The organism is uncultured Thalassospira sp. (genome assembly GCF_963976115.1).
GTDB lineage: Bacteria > Pseudomonadota > Alphaproteobacteria > Rhodospirillales > Thalassospiraceae > Thalassospira.
Map to the genome: position 1 here is coordinate 86,890 of NZ_CAXBJJ010000011.1, position 16,498 is coordinate 103,387.

Sequence of the window (16,498 nt, forward strand, 5' to 3'; positions counted from 1 at the left end):
TTGAACCTGTCCGCATTTGTTCGCATTCCTCACACCAGTATCAATCAAAAGCTTTATCTCTAAAAACTATTTCTGCTTTTACAACATATTCCGCGCGGTTTTCTTCCCGCGTAACCGGGCGGTTTTCAGCCACCACGCCATCCGTGCCGGGCGTCATTGGCACTATTTTCGCTTCCTATCCCCTTAAACAGTTGCGAGGGACCGGTTCCCGTTCTAACCTGAGGCTCGATCAGGTCGAATGACCCGTCGGCAGACGCGCCCTTGTCAAACCCGGAATGTCGAGGAGAACAATGGTGATTTCTCATCAGGACGCATTGATCTACACTATGGTGATGGTGTCTGCAGCAGACAACGACATTACCGATGCCGAGCTTTCCGCAATGGCGCGCCGCGTGCGTTATCTTCCCGTATTTGCCGGTTTTGACAGCGAACGCCTGACAGATGTCACGCGCGACTGCGCCGCCCGGTTGGGCGAAGAAGACGGGCTGGATAAAACCCTTATCCTGATCCGCGATGCTCTTTCCAAAAAAATGCGCGAAACCGCTTATGTTTTTGCCTGCGAGATTGTCCTGTCCGACGTCGAAATCAGTCAGGAAGAACTGCGCATCCTGGAATTGATCCGTCATCGTCTTGATATTGATCGTTTGGTTGGCGCTGCCATCGAACGGGCCATGGCGGCCCGTTATTTGCGCCCCGGCGACATATAACTCCTATGTGATTTGCGGCACCCTGCCGCAGGAAACCACGGATTTCGACGCTGATTTGCCACAATAAACCGTAAAACCGGCACCACAAAAACCCCATCAGAATTGCCGGGCACCATAAAAGGGTCCGGTTTCTTTGCGCGGGACCCGCGATATTTTCAGGCGCCATATCTAGCTGGCGCAGATCACCATTGACCGATTGCACGAACAAAGGGAACAGACCGTCATGACCGCACTGGCAGGCGAAAACATAGCCTTCATCGGACTGGGGCTTATGGGGCGCCCGATGGCCCTTAATCTGGAAAAGGCGGGTGCAAAACTGACCGTAACCACCCGCAACCCTGAAACGCTGAACATGTTCGAGGATCTCGGTGTTGAAACCGCCGCGACCCCGGCGGATGCTGTCGCCGAAGCCGACATCGTCATTATCTGTGTTGCCGACACCGATGCTGTCGAGAATGTGCTGATGGGTGAAGATGGCATTCTTGATGGTCTGGAAGAAGATACCATCGTCATCGACATGGGCACCACCTCGGTCGACGCCACGCGCCGTTTTGCCGATGCCGTCGAGGATGCTGGCGGTGAATGGCTGGACGCCCCGGTATCAGGCGGCACACTGGGCGCACAATCGGGTACGCTGTCGATCATGGTGGGCGGCGAGCCCGATATTTTCCAGCGGGTTGACCGTATTTTCAAGGTCCTGGGCAACCGCGTCACCTATGTCGGGCAGGCCGGTGCCGGGCAGATCGCCAAGGCCGCCAATCAAATGATTGTCGGCGTCACCATTGCCGCCATTGCCGAATCATTCTCCATGGCCGAAGAAGCCGGGGTCAATATCGCCAGCCTGCGCGAAGCCCTGACCGGGGGCTTTGCCGATTCAACGGTTTTACAGCAGCACGGCAAACGCATGATCGAACGCAATTTTGAACCGGGCGGCAAAGCCATCACCCAGCGCAAAGACCTTTATCAGGCGCTGGAATTTTCCGAAACCGATCTGGGGCTGGAACTGCCGATGACGCGTCTGGCGATGGAACTTTATGACGAACTGATCGACCTTGGCGGCGGTGAGCTTGACCATTCCGCCCTGATTAAAATCTACGAAGAAGATTAAACCGCCACACCAAAACCGGTTTTCAACCTGTTTTATGATCCCATCCCACACCCCTGGCACCCGGTGCCGGGGGTTGTTTTTGTCCGATCCGATACAAACAGGTTTGTATTTATGTTTACCCCTGCGTCAGGCATGATAAACCCCGTTGCAAACCGGACAATTTCGCCACCATCCAAAAATACAGAGTCCCATGACAGATACAAACCTTGAAGCCCGCATCATCGAACTTGAAACCCGCATTTCCCACCTTGATCAGGCAATGACGGACATGTCGATGATGGTCAAACGCCAGTGGGATCGCATTGATGTTCTTGAACGTCGCAACCATTTACTCGGCGAGGACATGAAACGCATGAATGACTTCATGCAAACAGCACCCGAAGACGACGTTCCGCCCCCTCATTATTAACAACTGTCCATCCGTTATGCCCGACAACAGGCAGCATCGCAAACAGGTGTCGCATGTTATGTCCTGGCAATCGATTGCACAGACGATGCTTGTGATCCCCCTTTGCGCAGCGCCATCTTTGCGATAAAAGCCCTGCATGAACAAACCAGTTTACATCACCCCCCAAGGGCTTGAAGTGCTCCGCACCGAACTGGACCGTCTTTGGAAAAAAGACCGGCCCGAAACCGTTGCGATTGTGTCATGGGCGGCGGGCAATGGCGACCGCAGCGAAAATGGCGATTACATCTATGGCAAAAAACGCCTGCGCGAAATCGACCGCCGGGTGCGTTACCTGCGCAAACGCATCGAGGATGCCGTTGTTGTCCGCTCCGCAGACCAACCCGATCATTCGCGTATTTTCTTTGGCGCGGAAGTCACCTATGTAAACGTACGCGACGAAGAAAAAACCATTCGCATTGTCGGCGAGGATGAAGCCGAAAGCCTGAAAGGCAAAATAAGCTGGGTGTCCCCGGTTGCCCGCGCCCTGATGAAACGCGAAGTCGGTGACACCGTTACGTTGCGCACCCCGGCAGGCGAGGACGAACTGGAAGTGCTAAAAATCCACTATCCAGACTAAAGATCTAACCCGTCACGGCCAGTTCATAACCATCCGGGTCACGGACAAAAAACTGCAAACTGCCGTTTTCCAACGTCTCTATCGGTTCGGGGGCATAACCGGCATCGCCAAGCCCTGCAAACAATGCCGGCACATCATCGCATTCCAGATACCACACCATCCCGGCAAAAGATGGCCGCATCTTGCGTTCTTCATGCGAAACACCACCATGTGCGGCCAGCATCAACCGGATCGGTTCGCGCCCCGTTTTGGCGGATGGAACATCTCGCGCATCACTTGCCAGCATAACCCACATCACTTCACGGCTGGCTTCATCAAGGGTGCGCGCCACCACAACAAAGCCAAGGCACCGGTAAAACGCAATGCTTTGGTCAATATTGGCAACGCTTAATAACGGAGTAGCAGCATTCAGCATCAATCAGGCCCAGCCATTCATCCATAATTTCTAAACTTTATGCTGCCAGAAAATACCCGGCAAAACTATGGCACGTTGCATCCGTCCCCCGCTTAAACACCTAAACCACAGTCCCCACCAACCGGCCAATCACGGCGGTTAACAGCATCGCCATCATGCCCCAAAATACCACCCGCATAATGGCGCGTGCTTTTCCTGCCCCGCCAATTTGCGCACCGAACCCGCCCAAAATCGCCAATGCCAGCAAGGCCGCCGCCGCAACAGCGGGGATGATAAAGGCCACAGGCACAAGCAACACGGTTATCAGGGGCAAAAAAGCCCCCAGGGCAAACATCAAGGCCGATGTCACCGCCGCCTGCATTGGCCGGGCCACATTAACCACCGACAAGCCCAACTCATCGCGGGCATGGGCGGCAACGGCATCGCCTGCCGTCATCTGCTGCGCCACCGTCATCGCCAGGTGCGCGTCCAGCCCCCGGCTTTGATAAATGTCGGCCAGTTCGCGCAATTCACCTTCGGGGTCTGTTTCATGTTCGCGCCGTTCGCGCGCCAGATCGGCGTTTTCGGTATCCGATTGCGAACTGACCGACACATATTCCCCCGCCGCCATCGACATGGCCCCGGCCATTAACCCGGCTACACCTGCCAGCAATATATCGGCCCGTGTCGGGTTTGCCGCCGCCACCCCGACGATCAGGCTGGCAATCGAAACAATCCCGTCATTGGCCCCCATAATGGCGGCACGCAACCACCCCACCCGTTCAACCAGGTGTTTTTCGTTAATGCGATGATGCGTTTTCATGGCGATGCCTTTAATGGGGTTATTTAGAAATTTTACAGGGCTTATTCATTTTTGGAACTGTCGCGGGTCAATCTTTGCCGGGTGGCTGCTTCTTGCCAGGTTGGCACGTCAAACGGCACCGTTATCAAATTTTCGGGCGTTTGATCCGCCGGGTCGGTTCGGCCTGTAACGGGTCATCGGGCCAGTAATGTCGCGGATAACGCCCCTTCATTTCCGCCTTTACCTGCGCATAAGACCCCTGCCAGAACCCGATCAAATCCGATGTGACCTGCAACGGGCGCTGGGCGGGCGATAATAAATGCAAGGTCACCGCCACCTTGCCCCCGGCAATTTTCGGTGTTTCGGTTGCGCCGAACATTTCCTGCAATCGCACCGGCAAAGCCGGGCCTTCGGGCCGGTAATCGATCCGAATATGCGATCCGGTCGGCACAGTCCAATGGGTGGGGGCCAATTGGTCCAGCTTTTGGCGCTGGTTCCAGTCAATGCCCGACAGCAAAGCTTCGGCTACATTCACCTGGCGCAACTGACTGCGCCGTATAATACCGGTTAAATACGGGGCCAGCCAGCTTTCCAGGCGGGCCAGCAACCCGGCATCGCTCATATCGGGCCAGTTTTCGCTGTCCTGTTCATGCAAAAACGCCAGCCTTGTGCGCAAATGTTCGCTTTCCTTGCTCCAGTTCAGGCACGAAAGACCCAACTTGCGCACGCCATCGACCATCGCCTGTGTCAGTTTTGCCGGGTCCACCGCATCATGAACCGGCTTTTCTTCCAACACCAATGCCCCAATGCGCCGTTGCCAGCGCGCCACCACCATGTCGTTCTGGCTATCCCAGAAAACCTCGGTTCCGGTATGGATCTGGCTGGCGAAATGGCTTTCAAGGGCGGCCTGTGATACCGGGGCGGCAAGGTATATTTTGGCTTCTCGCGATTGCCCGTCAAGCTCGGCCACTGCCAGCCATGGCTCGGACGCCAGCCCGTCTTCCCGGGATAAAACACCGCCGCGCCCGCCCGACAAACGATAGCGTGGTTCGCCTCCGCGTCGGCGCTCGCCAATCCGGTCCGGGTAGGCAAAGGCGACGAGCAACCCCACGCGGTCGGCAAAATCAATATCGTTCGCGGTTTCGTCAACAGGGCGGCGAACAATTTTGCCAACCTGCTTTAACCGCCGCGAAAGCTGGCGTGTGGCCTCGGCCAACACGCCCGGTGCGCGGCCGCGTGCCATTGCCTCGATGCGCAGGCGCAAATCGGCCCCGGCACTGCGCATAAAATCGCGATCCGACAATAAAGCCGCCAGCGCACAGGCGGTATCGGCCAAGCCCAGTTGCTGGCCCCGCACCATCATATGCGCAAGGCGCGGATGCACCGGCAATGCCGCCATCGCCTGCCCCATTTGCGTTATGCGGTTGGCATCATCCATCGCATCAAGGGCACGCAACACATCGCGCGCCTGATCAATCTTTGCGGCCTCGGGCACATCCAACCACGGCAGGCTGGTCACATCGGCCACACCCCAGCGTGCCAGTTCCAGGGTTAACGGGGCCAAATCGGCCTCGGCAATTTCAGGCGCCCTAAATTGCGGGCGGGCACGGTGTTCGGCCTCGCCCCACAGGCGATAACAAATGCCCGGTTCCAGTCGCCCGGCGCGGCCCCGCCTTTGTTCGGCACTGGCCTGCGATGATTTGACTGTCACCAGCCGCGTCATCCCCGATGCCGGGTCAAACCGGGGTAAGCGTTGCAAACCGCAATCGACCACCACGCGAATACCATCTATCGTCAGGCTGGTTTCGGCAATTGCCGTTGCCAGCACAATTTTACGATACCCCTCGGGTGCGGGCTGAATGGCAAGATCTTGCGCCCTGGTGTCCATCGCGCCATACAGCGGGGCGACAATAACCTTGTCCTTGACCGCCAATAACGGCCGAAGCTGGCTTTCCACCCGGGTAATTTCGCCCTGACCGGGCAAAAACGCCAAAATGGAGCCATGTTGCGTTGCCAACGCCTCCCGAATGGCGGCCACCATGGTGGTTTCAATCCATTCACGCGGCTTGGGCGGCATATAAGTGGTTTCAACCGGAAACGCCCGGCCCTCACTGCTGATCAGCGGGCAATCGCCCATCAAAGCGGCAATCGGCCCACCATCCAGCGTGGCCGACATCACGATAATGCGCAGATCATCGCGCAAGGCTGCCTGCGATTCCAGGGCCAGCGCCAGCCCCAAATCGGCATCCAATGACCGTTCATGAAATTCATCGAAAATCAGCGCACCAATGCCCGAAAGCTCCGGGTCATCCTGAATCTGGCGCACCAAAATACCTTCGGTTACCACCTCGATCCGGGTTTTGGCCGATATTTTGCTGTCAAACCGCACGCGATAGCCCACCGTCTCGCCCACCTGTTCGCCCAGCAATTGCGCCATGCGCCGCGCACTGGCCCGTGCGGCCAACCGCCTTGGTTCCAGCATGATAATCTTGCGCCCCGCCAGCCAGTCGGCACCGCGCAAGGAAAGCGGCACCATGGTGGTTTTACCCGCCCCCGGCGGGGCCTGCAAAACAGCATTGGTGCCATCGACAAGTGCCGTTTTCAAGGCGGGCAGAACGGCATCAATCGGCAGGCTGGGAAAATCAGACGTCATAAAACCCCGACAGTTTCCGGCATAAAAGGCTGCGCCTGTTATTCGACATTAAACCCGGTCTGGCAAGCCGCGAACATCACCCCCCTCACGGTGAAGACCGCCTGATCGCAAGAACAAAGCCCCGTTCCCCGCTGATCCGTTGCAAGGTTTTTAACCCTCGTGTCAGGGCATAAAGCCGTTCCATATCGCCATTTTGGCGGGCAATGCTTGCTTCCTTGCGGGTCAGTTGAAACAGGGCAGAAAACGCCGTGGGATCAAGGCTTTGCAAAACCGCTTCTTTTTCCGCGCGGTTCTGGTCCGGGTGATCAAAACAAAGGGGTTCCATCATCGTCCTTGTTTACCAATGCCAAGTGTTTCCTTATCAATCATAATTGACAATGCCCACACCATCCATGCCTGCGTCCAGCGCATAAAAACCCGCCGATCTTTGCCAAACCGGCCCAACCCGGCATAAAAAACGCCGCTTTTTTGGTCAAAAAGCGGGTCAATGGCAAACAGGGCCACATCGCGGGCCTGCGCCAATGCCCCAAACCGCTGTAATGTTGCCATTGCCTGTGCCACCGCATGGCTATCAAGATAGCGGTTTTTACCCGCAAAGCTGCGCGGCAAACCCTGGCCGTCAAAACATGCACGTTGATAAAACTGCCAGCCCCGATCCATCGCATTTTGCAGGCCCGGCCACCCGGCACCATCAAGGCGATGCAGCAAGTCCAGGATATATCCGCTATGAAAGCCATCGATAAAGCCGTGATGCGAACGTCGGCCATAGACCCACGCCCCGTCATCGCATTGCTGGCCCAGAACCCGGTCAATCGCGGGCTGTGAACAGGGATTACCCGGCACCAAGCGCCATAAGATCCACGCCGCCCACAGGGTCACATTGTGAATTTCCGCGTCCGCCCCGGCGATATAGGCAAAATAGCCGCCCCCCGCCCCCGTTGCCGACGGGCCACGCCACAAATCGCGCTGTAAAAACATGGCTGCCGCCTGCAGTGCCGGGTGATGGGGCGGTAATTTGCCGCCGTTCAGCAAACCATCGACCACGAAACAGGTCACAATGGCATTGGATTGCCCCCGCCTGGCAAAAAAAGCCCGCGCCTGCCATGCAAACGGGTAGCCCCAGCCACCATCGGGGTTTTGCATCGCCAAGACCTGATGCGTTATGTCCCCGGCAATCTTCGGCCCGTTAAATCCCCCCTCGGACGATGGCGGCGAAACGGACCAATCTGCCACCGGCACCCCGTCAGCCGCCCCCAACAGCAACGCCAGCGTTTTCGGGTTCACCATAGGGGGAATGGCGGCCCCGTCGCGTATTCTCGCCGGGGCATGTTTCATCGCCTGCAACCATGCCAACCGGCTGATACGATGGCGCAATATGAAAGACCCGATGCTATATTTACTGTGTAATCCATCAAACGGATCGGCCCCGGCAAACCGGTTTTCTGCCATATGCTGCCACACCCGGCCCCGCACGGCGCGCAAGCGTTCGGTTTCATCCACCGTCATCGCGCTGTTAGAGCTCACCGTCATCCGCCTGCATTTTCACATGCCATGCCACCCCGGCGGCAAGGCCGCTACACAGTAAATAATGCCCGTAAGACAATGTGTTGTCCGTGATCATTGTGATCATCACCGCCAGCAAAATATAAACCGCCCCCTTTGAGGCCCGCACCAGCCAAATCATCATCCCCCATCCGATCAGCCACAAGGCCGCCCCGACGATACCGCTTTCATAAAGCATGTGAAAATGGTCGTTATGCAAGGCCCCAAACGAAGATGCGGTTTGCAAATGCTGCAATTGCCGTTCAATCGCCCCGGCCCCAAAGCCTAGCCAGCGATTTTGCGCTGTGCCCTGCCACCATTGCTGCCAAAATAGCTGCCAATAGACCAAGCGCCCGCTGGCATGGGTGAATAACAACCGTGGCAAGGCATCCATCACCGACCACAAAGCTCCCCCCGCCAATGGTAAGCCCAACAGCCAGGTCCAGGCATGGGTAAAACGAAGACGCGCCGCCATGACAAGAACCATTGCCAAAACCGCAATCCGGGTCTGACTGGCAAAGATGCCTCCCGCCGCAATCACCGCCACCACCAGCGGCCAAAATCCGGTTTTAAGGGTTTCGTCTGGCGCTGCCGATTTTGTGTGCCCCGCCACCGCCATCACAAACAGGGCAAGAAACAAAAACGGATTGTTCAAACGCCAGCCTTCGCTGGTGAGCAAAAATTCACTATCAATCAAAACATAAACAAGCACGGGCACCATGAGCAGCCACAGGCAGCGTCGCCCCTGCATCATGCCCACGGCAAGACCCAACGGTAATATTGCCAGATTTCCCACCAACCGAAAGGCCGCCCCCATATCCGGGGAAACCAGCAAAATCCAGACCGAAAGACCGCCCCAAACCAGCGCGGCCAATGCCACATCAAGCATGAATACCGCGCGCGTCATCGCGCCCAATATTCCGGTTAAGGCCCACAAAATCAGCAGAATTTTGGTAATTGTTCCGCCCAGTGGCAATGCCCATAACGACACCGCAATAACGGCCATACCAATAACAGACATAAAAACCCGCAACATCCCGGTACGCCCTTGCCTGAGATAAGACACAGCACCTTGTCGCCTCGTATCTTTATCGCTTTTCTCATTTTGGCGGTTTTGCTTTGAGCTGGATGACGGGATCAATTCTCTCTCATTGTTCTACGTGGCAAAATGCCATGACACGGGGCCGGGTTGAACCTACACTTATGTCCTGCATCCTCAGGGGTCAAATCCCGTCATGACTGCCGCGACAACCCGCCGGGTTCTGATATTTGAAATATTGACCGCCCCGGTTTTGCTGGGCGGAGCACGGCCATGGGCGATCGCACTGCTATCGCTTCCGGTTGCTGTCGCCCTTGTGGGCCACATCCTTCACCAACGCACGTCAGCGGAACGTCATTTTTCAAATTCCAGTGGGGTCATTTTCCTTATCGGGGGCATCGCCTGTGTTTGGCTTGCTTTGCAAGCCCTTCCCGTATGGCCATCGTCAATGACCCTGCCGTTTCAAACCACCTCGCTGTCACTCGCCCCATCGCACGCGCCCGATGCCGTTCTTTATGTGTTGTGGCTTGGCGCCATTATCATGCTATGCGCCGCACAAAATGATCTAAAAAGCCAGCTTACCATCATCTGCCGGGCCATCGTCGCCAGTGCGTGTTTGCAAGCGGCCATCGCGACAAGCCTGTTCGCCCTGAATGCGCCGGGCACTTTATGGTTTGTCAAAACCGCCCATATCAACGATTTCACCGGCACCTATGCCAATCGCAATGCATTTTGCGCCCTGATGGCGGCAGGTTTTTTCGCCTGTCTTTATCTATGGCAGCAGCCGACCGGCACAATCCGCGACAAGCTGGACCGACATGGTGGCTGGCTGGCACTGGCAATTGTGCTGCTTTTATCGGCCCTTGCCAGTCATTCGCGCGCCGGTATCCTCGCCCTGATCATGGGTACCATCATCTATATCTGGCTGGCATTGCCGGGCCGAAACGGGGTAAAAATACTAACCCTGTCAGCAACCATCCTTGCCATGACCGGGGCTGTTTTTGCCACCCCGGCACTTTCCACCCGCTTCGCCCAACTGGCCCGGCGCGACTGGCTTCAACGCGATGATGTCTGGCAAAGTGCGATAAACGCTCTTATGAACCGCCCGTTTACAGGCTATGGCCCGAACGGTATTGCTGCTGCCCTGCACTACGCAGCATCACCGGGGTTAAATACACAAGCCCGCTGGGCCAGCAGCCATAATTTATGGCTTGATGGCATGTTGGTGCTGGGTCTGCCTGTCTTCCTGCTCATATGCGGGCTAACGGGCTATGTCATCACATCCGTGCTGCGCAATATGGCGCGCCAAGCCAAAACACGCCCGCAATTCGCGCTTATCGTGGCTGTTTTAACTGCTTTTTTGGTGCAATCCCTGTTTGATGGCGTTACGGCATTACCTGCGGTGATTTTACCCGCCCTGCTCATGGTCGGGTTGGCAATTCATCATCAAACCTCGGCCGCACCTGCATCATCATCGCAGCCAGCAACATCTCAACCTTTTGCCTAACCGCTTCATCCTTACCTGCAAGGGTCATAATCACCCGAAGCGCATCGGTCAGTTCCGCCCGGCGTTTTGCCTGCTCATCCCGGGACGCCACAACGTTCGGCAACATTAAAATCCGCACGCGCACATCTTGCAGCAACACATTCACATCATTGGGATAAACCCGTTTTAACTGTGTTAACAATTTGCTGGCACGGGGCCAATCCTGCGCGCGCATCGCACGGTCAATTTGCTGGCGCTGGCTTGCCAGAACAATGCCGTCACCATCCCGAAACGCGGCTTGATAATCGCGCAGATCGGGCAAGGCCCGCGCCACCTGCCAAATCTGCCAGCCCGCAAGACCCAACATCACGACCGCCATCGCCAAACCCGCGACGATGTAAATTCGTATCCCGCGTTTTGTGCCAAAACCGGTTTGCAACGGGTTTTGCGGGGCGGCAGAAGTGCTAGCGGCTAGGTTTGGCACATCTTTGTGCTCAAAATCACGACGATTGCGTCCTGTCATGATCGTGTTCGCCGTTTTTTACCGCCGTAATAGGCCCCACGGCGCGAAACACCACTAAAAATGAGGCCATCTGCCGCGCAATCGGCCTGTTCCAGGCGTTGAATGGCATCAAGGATATCATCCCGGCGGCTTTTTTGCGCGCGCAACAACAATAACCGGTCATCCGCCGCCCGCATCAGCCAGATCGCATCTGCCACCGCCAAAACTGGCGGTGCATCCACCACGATATAATCATAGCGATGGCGCAAATCCTGCATCAAACCCAACAGCTTTTCCGCCATCAATTGCCCGGCAAGGGCCGACGACACGGCATCTTCCGCGCCTAAAAAATCATAATAAACATCCCCCGGTGTCCCGTCGTGATCATCGGGCAGCCGAACCGGGAAAATCGCCTGATCCAGCGCCGCATCACCTTGTAAAACCAGCGAAAAATCCGGCTTGTTGCTATCAACTGGCCCAACACGCCCGGCAATTGGCTGTTTCTCCAGCGTCGGGCGGCGCAAATCCCCGTCCAGCAACAAAACCCGCTGTCCATTTTGGGCAAAACGGGCGGTTATTTTTTGGGCCAACCGGCTTTTGCCCTCGCCCGGCATCGGCGATGTTATACAAACAACCCGCCCGCCATATCCGTCGGCAGCGCCTTCATGGCTTGCGTTACGCCCAACATCACGCCGTAAACGAATAATGGTTTGCAAATGACCAATCGCCTCGTTTTCTTCTTCCACCACCCGCCGGACCGGGCGGGGGGAAACACGCGGCAATACGGCAAAAACCGGCAGGCCGGTTAACGTTTCAGCTTCGCCAGCCCGGTGCAAGGCCCGGTCAAAATATTCGCGCAAAATGGCCGCCGCCATCGCCAGCAAGGCCGATAAGGCAATCGCAATCACTGCGATGTCCTTACGCGAGGGAAAAACCGGTTTTCCCGGTGTTTCGGGAATTTGCACAATTTCAACATCGGGGCGCAATGCGGCCAGTTCCGACTGCATGATCCGCGCCCGATCTGTCAAAACCGATACCTCGGCAGTTACGGCATCAAGCTTGCGACTTAACTGATCAAACGCCAGCCGGTCGCGATTATCGCCCGCAGCCTGCGCCATCACCCGGTTATATTCCTGTGCAAAAGCACCAAGCCGGGTGGCCGCATTTTGCGCATCGCGGTCAATGGCGGCAATTTGTGCGGATATGGCGCTGGTTAAATCATGCCGCGCCTGGGCAATTTGCGCATCATTGGCCGTCACCAGCGGGTGGCGTGGCCCATAACGGCGGCCCAGATCAGCTTTCGTTCCCCGCAAAACAGCCAGGCGCAAATTCAGTTCACGCACGGTGTCACTGTTGGCAATTTCGGGCAGCTTCATCAAGTGCGCCACATCGCCCTGTGTCGCGGCAATCGCCTGTTGGCGGGCCTGCACCGCCAAAAGATCAATCTGTGCCGCCTGGCGTTGCGCGCGAATATTTTCCAGTTCTCGCCCCAAATCGCTGTCGCCCGAACCTGCCGCACCGCGACCACCAACACCCGCAACAAAACCGGTCAAGGGGTGCCGGTCTTGCCAGTCAATCAACTCTTGCTGAATGTGCGCCAATGCGGCGTCAGCTTGCGCGCGCTGGCGCACGGTTTCGTCATATTGATCGGCCAGCTTGCGGCGCAAATCGTTTTCGCGTTTCCACACGTAACTATCAATCACGGCGTCCAGCATCTCGCGGGCGCGTTCCGGGTCCGGGTCAAACAGCGATATTTCAATCACACGGGCGTTATTGATTTGGGCTGTTTTGATCTTGCCACGCAAAATAGCGATATCGCGGTTTTCGCGCATCCTTTCGGCCGTCATGCCTGGCGGCACCACCATCGTATCTTGCGCCGCTTTGATCCCCAGCCAGCGGGCCAGTCGCGACGGTTTTGGATCGAACACAATGCCATCGCCTTGCAAAACAGCCCGCGCGGCAGACAAAACCGCCGTGCCGCGCACCATTGCCATCTCGGTATCAAGATCGGAAATTTGAAAAACCGGTGCGGGCGGCGCGTTATCTGCCAATGCCAACGGCGCCGGTATCCACGGTAAAAAGCCAATCTGGCCAGACGCCCGAAACATCGGTTGCCATAGCGGCACCAAAAACACGCTCAAAGCCAGGAAAACGGCAAACACCAGTAACGCCCCGCCCCGGCGACGCCAGATCAGCGGCACCATATCGGCCAGCGTCACGGCCTGCCCAACCGCTTTGATCCGGGAAGAACCCTGCGTCATCTCATCTCGTCAAAACTTGGCATCATTAACTTGCCCAATTGGCTCTAAACAAACGGGAAACAGTCATTCCGGCAGCATCGAAAACTATCGGGGGCTGGCATCATCGGGCCACCAGCCATCGTTTCCGTTGGGATTCTGTTTTACCGGTTTTTCATCTTCAAACGGGGCGGGAATATATTTATCGCCATGATCCGGGGGCAGCGCATTTAACCAAACCAAACCGGGAAGATAAACATCAATCCCCGTATTTTGCGGGGATTGTTCCGGTTGATTTACAGGCGAAAACCGGTCAAACCCGTCGCCCGTCATACCAAATGCCGCCGCCGACAGGCCGGGCGCATATTGAAACGCCATTTGGGCCGGGTCGCCGCCGCCTTTGCCATATCGCAAAATCGCCACCAGCAAGGCCTGCATCAATATACCCTGTATGCCCCCCATCAAGGTGGCGGGTATAAATTGCTGCACAATCAATTTGGCAAAACACTGTTCCAGCGCCTGAATGATTTTAACGCCAATGTTTTGCAAGGTTTCGCTCTGCGGCACTTTCACCGTCAACTCATCGCGAACAGAATTGTCCCCCCGCCCTGTTTGCGGTGCAACGATGTCGGAATATTCAAAAAATGCGGCCAAAATCCCCGTCAGGGTCTGCCCGTCAATTGCAGGTAACATCCCGGGATGTTGCGCCTGCACCAGTGAGGTAAAAAACCCGGCCATAACGGTCGCAACGGATCGCACCATGTCATCACTGCCGCCCCCCCGCCCGGCCCCATTTGCCACCAATTGCGACAATTCGTGTTTTAGCTGTGCGCCAACATTGTTCTGATCCGACGTCTCCGGGGCGTTTGCACGGGCAGGCAACGCCGTCTGCCCCAGTGCCGACCCGGCCCCTAAAACAGACCCCATCACCGCAGCACTTGCCAGCAAGCTGATCAATGTCAAACGCGACAACCGCCAAACCTGCCAATGCCGGTTTTTTAACGCTTGCCCCGCCACCAGCACTGCAAACTGAAACAACCCTTTGGCATAGCGTGGGCTCATGGCGCGCGGAGCCTGCAAGACCCGCCATAACCATTCCATCCCGGCATTTTGCCAACCCATCGGTGCGCGTTTGACCTGGCCTGAAATCACATCAAAGGCCCCACCAACCCCGATCAGCAGCCGCGCCCCGCTGGCATCGGCATAATCCATCACGAATCGTTCCTTGCGCGGGCTGGGCAAGGCCACAAACACCACATCCGCCGCGCTTTTGGCGATTAAATCTGCCATTTCGGCGTCTGTCGCATCATAGCCGTGCCGCCACCCGGCAAGGGTTAAACCGGGATAATCATGCAACAGTCGGGTGCGGGTGCGATCCACAATATCGGGGCGTGCACCCAGCAAAAAAACCGATGATCCCTGTGCGGCCAGGCCCGGCATCAGGGCCATCATTAAATCAATCCCGGTTACGCGCCCGGCCAGCCGATACCCCAGCAACTTTGCCGCCCAGACAATGCCCATGCCATCCGCACTTAAACAATCGCACGACCGCAAGGCATCCCACAGGGCGCGGTCCTTGCCCGCCGCCACCAGCTTGATCGCATTTAAGGAAATATGGCGCAGGCGCTGGTTCTGTTCCAACCCCGCCAGAATATCGTTGCACAATTGTTCCGGCCCGCGCCGGTCCAGTTGCAGGTCAAAGAAACGGTTGTTTTCCCCCAAGCACACTGCCCCCCGGTTCAGTTTGCTACCAAATGAAACCCTAGGATGGCATAAGTTAACAAAAAAACATCCCTATATTGAAAGCCAAACGTGAAAATTGCACTGATTACCAATCTGATCCCGCCTTACAGGTACTGTTCCCATGCGATACTTGCAAAAATGGTGCAGGCATCCGGTGGCGAATTTCGCATTATGCGTACACATAAAACCGAACCCCAGCGCGACTGGCCCGATCAAACCGGCCCGTTTTCACAAATCATATTTCCTGGCATTCGGCTGTCATTGTCTGAAAACCGGTCTATCGCCATAACATCATCGCCCGCGCGGCATCTGGCGCAATTTGCACCCGATATCGTCATTGTCTCAGGCTTTGGCTGGGCGATGTGGCAGGCCCATCATTGGTGCCGGGCGCAAAACATTCCCTATATTGTCCGATTTGATGGCTGGGCGCAGTCTGATGCCGCCTTTAAAAACCCGTTGCGGGCGAAAATGCGCTGTATCATGATTTCCCATGCCAAAGGGGCCATTGCGGCCAGCGCGCCGGGCAAACAATGGTTTTTGGACCACGGCATAACGGCTGATAAAATTTCGGTTATTCCCATCGCCCCGTCCTTTGCCCCGTTATCACGCGAAGCCCTGCCTGATTTTGATCAACGCCCCTATGACCTTTTATGGTGCGCCCGCCCGACCGCACAAAAGGGCTTTGACCATTTTCTGTCCATCGCAAGCGCCCTTTCGCGGCAACACGCCATTTCCCGCATCTGCATTGTCGGCGTGCCCGCCCGTAACGCTACAGCCATTCAGGCAAAATTGACCGCATTACGCCTTGGCGGCATCACAACACTGCTTGCGCCAATGCCCCCGCACAAACTGGCCCCGGTTTATGCCAGCGCCCGTCTGCTTTTGTTGCCATCGCTTAACGATGCCTATGGTGTTGCCGTGGTCGAGGCGATGGTTTGTGACACAATCGTTGTGGCTTCTGATCAGGTCGGTGTTGCCCGTGATGTGCTGGTTGCGGGTGAAACCATGTTACCCCTTCCGCCTTTAGGCATGGAAAACTGGGTGACATCGATCAAACGCCTGTTGGCCGATCCAGCCTATCGCAACCGGCATTTATCGTTGCAAAAACAAGCGATTGTGCGCAATACACCGCGCAATATTGCCCAACAGACATGGCAAGCCTGCCGGGCAGCCATCGGGTAAAATACAGTACAGTGACAACAGGCTTACGGGTTTGTTTTGCCTCAACCCATAATTGTCAGATATGGTTTTATCTGTTTG

General features: G+C 56.5%; 16 protein-coding genes. 6 read left to right on the forward strand and 10 right to left on the reverse strand.

The features are described 5' to 3' along the window. Positions 1–40: 40 nt before the first annotated feature. Positions 41–163 carry a hypothetical protein gene (locus tag AAC086_RS15615; RefSeq protein WP_339779996.1) on the reverse strand — a complete coding sequence of 41 codons (123 nt, stop codon included), beginning with the start codon at positions 161–163 and terminating at the stop codon, positions 41–43. Between the two features lie 130 nt (positions 164–293). On the opposite strand from AAC086_RS15615, the gene AAC086_RS15620 reads away from it, so the two are divergent. The 4 genes from AAC086_RS15620 to greB all read left to right on the forward strand — a co-directional run bounded on the left by AAC086_RS15620 (position 294) and on the right by greB (position 2,840). Continuing rightward, a complete protein-coding gene (locus AAC086_RS15620) occupies positions 294–707 on the forward strand; it encodes a tellurite resistance TerB family protein (protein ID WP_339780190.1) in 414 nt (137 codons plus the stop codon). A 196-nt stretch (positions 708–903) separates the two neighbouring features. Beyond that, positions 904–1,815 (forward strand): NAD(P)-dependent oxidoreductase, encoded by a 912-nt coding sequence (locus AAC086_RS15625; protein ID WP_339779998.1) that lies wholly within the window; start codon positions 904–906, stop codon positions 1,813–1,815. 190 nt (positions 1,816–2,005) lie between these two features. After that, positions 2,006–2,224 carry a SlyX family protein gene (locus AAC086_RS15630; RefSeq protein WP_339780000.1) on the forward strand — a complete coding sequence of 73 codons (219 nt, stop codon included), beginning with the start codon at positions 2,006–2,008 and terminating at the stop codon, positions 2,222–2,224. Between the two features lie 136 nt (positions 2,225–2,360). Then, positions 2,361–2,840, forward strand: coding sequence for a transcription elongation factor GreB (greB, locus tag AAC086_RS15635; protein WP_339780002.1), 480 nt, complete (start codon positions 2,361–2,363; stop codon positions 2,838–2,840). Between the two features lie 4 nt (positions 2,841–2,844). On the opposite strand, the gene AAC086_RS15640 is transcribed toward greB, so the two are convergent. From AAC086_RS15640 to AAC086_RS15665, 6 genes are all read right to left on the reverse strand, one after another. Beyond that, complete coding sequence (locus tag AAC086_RS15640; RefSeq protein WP_339780004.1) at positions 2,845–3,255, reverse strand: VOC family protein; 411 nt, start codon at positions 3,253–3,255, stop codon at positions 2,845–2,847. Between the two features lie 100 nt (positions 3,256–3,355). Then, a complete protein-coding gene (locus AAC086_RS15645) occupies positions 3,356–4,057 on the reverse strand; it encodes a VIT family protein (RefSeq protein WP_339780005.1) in 702 nt (233 codons plus the stop codon). A gap of 124 nt (positions 4,058–4,181) precedes the next feature. Next, positions 4,182–6,689: an ATP-dependent helicase HrpB gene (gene hrpB, locus AAC086_RS15650; RefSeq protein WP_339780006.1), complete on the reverse strand. Its 2,508-nt coding sequence runs from the start codon at positions 6,687–6,689 to the stop codon at positions 4,182–4,184. Positions 6,690–6,774: 85 nt separating this feature from the next. Beyond that, on the reverse strand, positions 6,775–7,017 hold the full coding sequence (locus AAC086_RS15655; RefSeq protein WP_339780008.1) for a hypothetical protein: 243 nt from the start codon (positions 7,015–7,017) through the stop codon (positions 6,775–6,777). Continuing rightward, the gene (locus tag AAC086_RS15660; RefSeq protein ID WP_339780010.1) at positions 7,014–8,213 is read right to left on the reverse strand and encodes a hypothetical protein; all 1,200 of its coding nucleotides are present in this window, start codon (positions 8,211–8,213) and stop codon (positions 7,014–7,016) included. Before AAC086_RS15660 ends, AAC086_RS15655 begins: the two co-directional genes overlap by 4 nt. Beyond that, positions 8,203–9,252 (reverse strand): O-antigen ligase family protein, encoded by a 1,050-nt coding sequence (locus tag AAC086_RS15665; protein ID WP_339780012.1) that lies wholly within the window; start codon positions 9,250–9,252, stop codon positions 8,203–8,205. Before AAC086_RS15665 ends, AAC086_RS15660 begins: the two co-directional genes overlap by 11 nt. A gap of 214 nt (positions 9,253–9,466) precedes the next feature. Between AAC086_RS15665 and AAC086_RS15670 the strand changes: the two genes are divergently transcribed. Beyond that, a complete protein-coding gene (locus tag AAC086_RS15670) occupies positions 9,467–10,777 on the forward strand; it encodes an O-antigen ligase family protein (RefSeq protein ID WP_339780014.1) in 1,311 nt (436 codons plus the stop codon). On the opposite strand, the gene AAC086_RS15675 is transcribed toward AAC086_RS15670, so the two are convergent. From AAC086_RS15675 to AAC086_RS15685, 3 genes are all read right to left on the reverse strand, one after another. Then, complete coding sequence (locus tag AAC086_RS15675; protein ID WP_339780016.1) at positions 10,692–11,279, reverse strand: hypothetical protein; 588 nt, start codon at positions 11,277–11,279, stop codon at positions 10,692–10,694. The two genes, AAC086_RS15670 and AAC086_RS15675, sit on opposite strands and share 86 nt — an antisense overlap. Beyond that, positions 11,276–13,519 (reverse strand): AAA family ATPase, encoded by a 2,244-nt coding sequence (locus AAC086_RS15680; RefSeq protein WP_339780018.1) that lies wholly within the window; start codon positions 13,517–13,519, stop codon positions 11,276–11,278. The genes AAC086_RS15675 and AAC086_RS15680 overlap by 4 nt, the downstream gene beginning before the upstream one ends. An 84-nt stretch (positions 13,520–13,603) precedes the next feature. Beyond that, positions 13,604–15,217 (reverse strand): WecB/TagA/CpsF family glycosyltransferase, encoded by a 1,614-nt coding sequence (locus AAC086_RS15685; RefSeq protein ID WP_339780020.1) that lies wholly within the window; start codon positions 15,215–15,217, stop codon positions 13,604–13,606. 192 nt (positions 15,218–15,409) lie between these two features. Between AAC086_RS15685 and AAC086_RS15690 the strand changes: the two genes are divergently transcribed. Beyond that, positions 15,410–16,420 (forward strand): glycosyltransferase family 4 protein, encoded by a 1,011-nt coding sequence (locus AAC086_RS15690; RefSeq protein WP_339780022.1) that lies wholly within the window; start codon positions 15,410–15,412, stop codon positions 16,418–16,420. Positions 16,421–16,498: the final 78 nt, after the last annotated feature.

Excerpts from the sequence above, each read along its gene's own strand:
- AAC086_RS15630 (WP_339780000.1), top strand. The coding sequence starts at position 2,006 with ATGACAGATACAAACCTTGAAGCCCGCATCATCGAACTTGAAACCCGC.
- greB (WP_339780002.1), top strand. The coding sequence starts at position 2,361 with ATGAACAAACCAGTTTACATCACCCCCCAAGGGCTTGAAGTGCTCCGC.
- AAC086_RS15640 (WP_339780004.1), bottom strand. The coding sequence starts at position 3,255 with ATGCTGAATGCTGCTACTCCGTTATTAAGCGTTGCCAATATTGACCAA.
- AAC086_RS15645 (WP_339780005.1), bottom strand. The coding sequence starts at position 4,057 with ATGAAAACGCATCATCGCATTAACGAAAAACACCTGGTTGAACGGGTG.
- hrpB (WP_339780006.1), bottom strand. The coding sequence starts at position 6,689 with ATGACGTCTGATTTTCCCAGCCTGCCGATTGATGCCGTTCTGCCCGCC.
- AAC086_RS15655 (WP_339780008.1), bottom strand. The coding sequence starts at position 7,017 with ATGATGGAACCCCTTTGTTTTGATCACCCGGACCAGAACCGCGCGGAA.
- AAC086_RS15665 (WP_339780012.1), bottom strand. The coding sequence starts at position 9,252 with ATGTCTGTTATTGGTATGGCCGTTATTGCGGTGTCGTTATGGGCATTG.
- AAC086_RS15670 (WP_339780014.1), top strand. The coding sequence starts at position 9,467 with ATGACTGCCGCGACAACCCGCCGGGTTCTGATATTTGAAATATTGACC.
- AAC086_RS15675 (WP_339780016.1), bottom strand. The coding sequence starts at position 11,279 with ATGACAGGACGCAATCGTCGTGATTTTGAGCACAAAGATGTGCCAAAC.
- AAC086_RS15680 (WP_339780018.1), bottom strand. The coding sequence starts at position 13,519 with ATGACGCAGGGTTCTTCCCGGATCAAAGCGGTTGGGCAGGCCGTGACG.
- AAC086_RS15690 (WP_339780022.1), top strand. The coding sequence starts at position 15,410 with ATGCGTACACATAAAACCGAACCCCAGCGCGACTGGCCCGATCAAACC.